This is a genomic window from Oleiphilus sp. HI0079 (assembly GCF_001635105.1).
In genome coordinates this window covers 1-4,390 of sequence record NZ_LWFT01000568.1, presented here as the reverse complement: position 1 = coordinate 4,390, position 4,390 = coordinate 1, and the positions used below count along the sequence as shown (strand labels likewise).

Here is a 4,390-nt window from a genome sequence, read left to right as displayed (position 1 = left end):
TGGAAGGAGAGAACACCGAGACCACGCGGGTGTTATGCACCTTGCTACACGGAAACGAGCCCTCTGGAGCACGCGCAGTTTACGACTACTTGCACTCTGGCCAGCGGCCTTGTACCAACGCCGTCTTCATTCTCGCGTCCGTTGACGCCGCAACAACGCAGCCGTATTTTTCGAATCGAATGCTCCCAGGTAAACGAGATCTAAACCGCTGCTTCAAGCCCCCGTTTGAGGACGAACAAGGCCAGCTAGCAAAGGACATTCTTGGTTTAATCAACGAACTGCAACCCGAGTGCGTTGTCGATATGCACAACACCTCAGGCTCAGGTCCCGCTTTTGGTGTTGCGATAAAAGAAGACACTCTGCATATCGCCCTAACATCACTTTTTACAAACGACCTAATCGTCACAGATTTACGCTTAGGAGCCCTGATGGAACTGAGCGAGCAAGATGTGCCAACCGTAACGATCGAGTGCGGTGGCCCGAACGATCGATCATCAGAGATCATCGCTCAAGAGGGTTTACAACGACTTCTTTCCGCAACATCTATTTTTGAAGACACGGGCGAAAGCTACCCGGTAAAAATCTATCACAACCCGATTCGACTTGAGACGATCGGTGACGCAGAGGTTGCATATGGCAAGATGACTAGCGGAGCAGTGATCACCCTCCCCGAACAGGCAGAAAAGTTTAACTACGGCACATTGACGCAAGACGAATGCATCGGTAATTTGTCCGCGTCGGGTTTTATCTCGCTTTCTGCGAAAGATCACAACGGTAAGGAGCGCCTGGCCGAGTTCTTCGAGGAGCGTGATGGCGGCCTGTATCCAAAACACCCTTTGAAAGTATTTATGGTCACAAACAATCCTTTTATCGCGCGTACGGATTGTCTGTTTTATTTTATCGGAGAATAGAACACGTTCTCTTGAGAGTATGATGTGATCTCGGCAACCATTTTCATACTTAATGTTGATAAATCAGAAATAGGCAGCTTGCTACAACGCTCACTCTTTTGGCTCAAGGCGCTTCATCGGCTATGCGAATTCCAAACATTTATACCGAAACATCTCTGACCGTAAACTCTGAGACCGAGCTTGACTCGAATGCCGCACAACACATCGCTAAAGTTCTGCGCATGAAAAAAGGCTTCAAACTGAAACTCTTTAACGGGGATGGTTACTACTATGATGCGGAGCTATCTCTTGTTGAACGTCGCACAGTGCATGCAAAAATAGCAGGACGTGAGCACTGCGATTCAGAGTCGAACCTAGATACACAACTGGCAATTGTCATGTCACGCGGCGACCGCATGGACTATGCGATTCAAAAGGCGACAGAGCTTGGCGTTAATCAAATAACCCCTTTGATCAGCGAGCGCTGTGAGGTAAAACTCGATGAAGGTCGTGAGGAAAAACGCATAAAGCGTTGGCAACACGTGGCTATTAGCGCGTGCGAGCAATGCGGCCGGGCAACGGTTCCACGGATCAACCCAGTGCTAGAGCTTGAAGAATTTCTAAGCCAACCAAAAGACCCTGACGTGTTGCCTCTTGTTCTTCATCACAGAGATACTCAAGACCTGGCGCATATTGAACCTAAACCCGTAAAAGTGCTCTTACTGATAGGCCCCGAGGGCGGTTTAACGTCCGAAGAAATCGTTTGTGCACAACGTCAAGGCTTTAAAGCGTGTACGCTCGGCCCACGAGTGTTTAGAACCGAGACTGCACCTGTCGCTGCTCTTGCGGTACTGCAATGGCTATGGGGCGACTTTCAATAGTGTAAAAGAACGCTTAGGCAAGGCACATCCAATTTGCTGTAAACTCGGTAGTTACTTAATCATCCCAATATTTTATTCGACGAAACAGGTTTCTTAATGGCCTTCAAAGTACTAGGTAAATGGCGTTATCCGATTCTTATCGCAGCGCTCACCGTCATCATTATCGCACTGCTCATGGTAACCAAGCCGGAGGCGCCAACACAACCAAGCACGGAAAAGTCTTGGCAAGTGAGTGCCGTCTCTGCTGAGCGCATCAATGCTAACCCTGAGGTAGAGCTCTATGCCCGCACGGAATCTCCTCATGAAGCAAAACTCAGTACGACAGTAGCCAGTGATGTCACAGCGCTCCATGCCTTACCCGGACAAAGTGTTAAAAAAGGCGATGTGATCATTGAACTTGATGACACAGACGCGCAGATTGCCTTAATGCAAGCCGAAGCGGATTTAGTCGAGTTTTATGCTGTTATTGAGTCTGAGCACATCCGGTACGAGACCGATCAGCGTGCATTAAAAAGCGAGCAACGCATGCTAAAAATTGCACAAGACGCGCTCGCAAGACAAGCTAAATTGCAGGAGTCCAACCTGGTTGCCAAAGAGCGATCGGATAATGCGGAATCCGCACTGGCACAAAGCGAACTGATGATTGCAGCGCGAGAGCAAAGCATCAAAGACCATCCATCTCGACTCAAAAAACTCAATGCGGGATTAAAGCGAACCAAAGCACGCCTCCAAGCGGCACAACGAGATCTGGAGAAAACGCAAGTCAAAGCGCCATTTGATGCGCACATTACCGCCGTGCTTGTGGCGCCCGGAGATCGAGTACAACCCGGGCAAAACCTAGTAGAGCTCTTTGATCACAATCGTGTCGAATTACGTGTGCAGATACCAAACAACCTTGTTGATGATGTTGAATCCGCCCTGACAAACGAGGGAGAAGTCACTGCTCGCGGCAACGGTCATCAGTTTAAGGTGGCACGTTTGTCCCTCGCGAGTAGTCAGCAACATGGCGGACGCGATGCCTGGTTGGTTCCGGTCGACCCAGATCTCTCGTTACCACTGAACAAGAGCTTGCGCGTCATCCTCGAGCTTCCGGCGCAACAAAACCTGATCGCCTTACCTATTTCGTCAATCTACGGCACTGATCGCGTATTTCGGATTCGTGACGAGCGCCTAGAATCGCTTGTCGTTCAACCAATCGGCTATCAGTACCAAGACGGCGCACAAGACAAGGTCTTGGTAAGTTCGGATACGATCAATGATGGCGATCAAATCATCACAACGCAGCTTCCAAAGGCCATCAATGGCCTGAAAGTCACGTTACAAGGCAGCACCAAATGACCATGGATAACGGTAAACATCGTGAGGATTTACTAGGTCGGTTCGCCAAACACCGAGTAGCCGCGAACCTGCTCATGTTGATTATCCTCATTGCTGGTGCAGTTTCGCTCACTCGGTTGAATACACAGTTTCTGCCTACCTTCGAACCAGACTACATTACAGTGCGCGTCATCTGGCCGGGGGCGAGTGCCGAAGATGTTGCGCGCTCGATTGTCACGCCTCTCGAGCAAGAGCTACGCTCACTCGACTACGTGAAAGAAATGAAATCGACGTCGTATCAAAGCAGCGCCGTGATCAGCCTTGAATACGACGAAGGCACAGATATGGGCCTTGCACTTGATCAAGTAAAAGAACACGTGTCACTCGTGCGCAACCTGCCGTCGGACTCAGAAGAGCCGGAGATTTCTAAGGTTGTTCTCAATGAAGATGTTGCCACATTAATACTTTCTGCAGATGCACCTCTCAGCGAATTGCGGGGCATAGCCTACGATTTCGAACGAGACCTGTTAGCTCGCGGAATTTCGAAGGTAGACCTGATCGGCGTACCTGAACAAGAAATTGCGATCCAAGTCTCGACACTCGACATAGATCGGCTTGGCGAGTCGCTCCCAGCCCTTGGGCAAGCCGTTGTGAGTGCGAGCCAGGATATCCCTGCCGGCACTTCCGCTAAAGATGAAGTTGCGCGCGAGCTACGGAGCGTTGAACAACGGCGTGATGCTGAAGGGTTTAATGACCTTACGATTCTTACTGCACGAACTGGGGAGCGTCTGCGCCTCGGAGACGTCGCGAATATCGAGCGTCGAAACAAAGAAAAACAAGTTGAGGTTTTTTATAAAGACCGTCCCGCCGTTCTCTTACGGATACTGCGTACGCCAAGTTCAGACACACTCAAAGCAGCCGAAACATTTAATACTTGGCTGAGTGAAGTGCGCGAGACTCTGCCCCCCACGATGTACCTAGACTCGTATAACGAAGCCTATGTTCTGATAGAAGATCGCATAAACCTGCTCATCAAAAATGGTTTAGGCGGATTGATTTTAGTTGTCGCGATTCTGTTTATCCTGCTAAACGGTCGCGTTGCTTTCTGGGTGACGGTGGGTATTCCTGTGTCCTTCGCGGGAACGCTAGCCGTGATGTATGCTCTCGGCGGCAGCATTAATATGGTGAGTATGTTTGCCTTAATCATGGCGCTGGGGATCATCGTTGATGATGCCATCGTCGTCGGTGAAGACGCCCTCACCCACTTTCAACGAGGTGAAGGGGCGTTACAGGCAGCAGAAG

Annotated in this window: 4 protein-coding genes; all 4 read left to right on the top strand. The window is 50.0% G+C overall.

What is annotated here, in order from left to right; all coding sequences use genetic code 11:
* A partial coding sequence (locus A3750_RS09325; protein WP_156498502.1) for a M14 family metallopeptidase occupies nucleotides 1-911 on the top strand: 911 nt, incomplete at its 5' end.
* A gap of 122 nt (nucleotides 912-1,033) precedes the next feature.
* Nucleotides 1,034-1,771, top strand: coding sequence for a 16S rRNA (uracil(1498)-N(3))-methyltransferase (locus A3750_RS09320; RefSeq protein WP_068548189.1), 738 nt, complete (start codon nucleotides 1,034-1,036; stop codon nucleotides 1,769-1,771).
* 96 nt (nucleotides 1,772-1,867) lie between these two features.
* Nucleotides 1,868-3,109 carry an efflux RND transporter periplasmic adaptor subunit gene (locus A3750_RS09315; protein ID WP_068453593.1) on the top strand — a complete coding sequence of 414 codons (1,242 nt, stop codon included), beginning with the start codon at nucleotides 1,868-1,870 and terminating at the stop codon, nucleotides 3,107-3,109.
* Nucleotides 3,106-4,390 (top strand): efflux RND transporter permease subunit (locus A3750_RS09310; protein ID WP_197474979.1); only part of this gene is annotated, 1,285 nt, incomplete at its 3' end. The genes A3750_RS09315 and A3750_RS09310, both read left to right, overlap by 4 nt.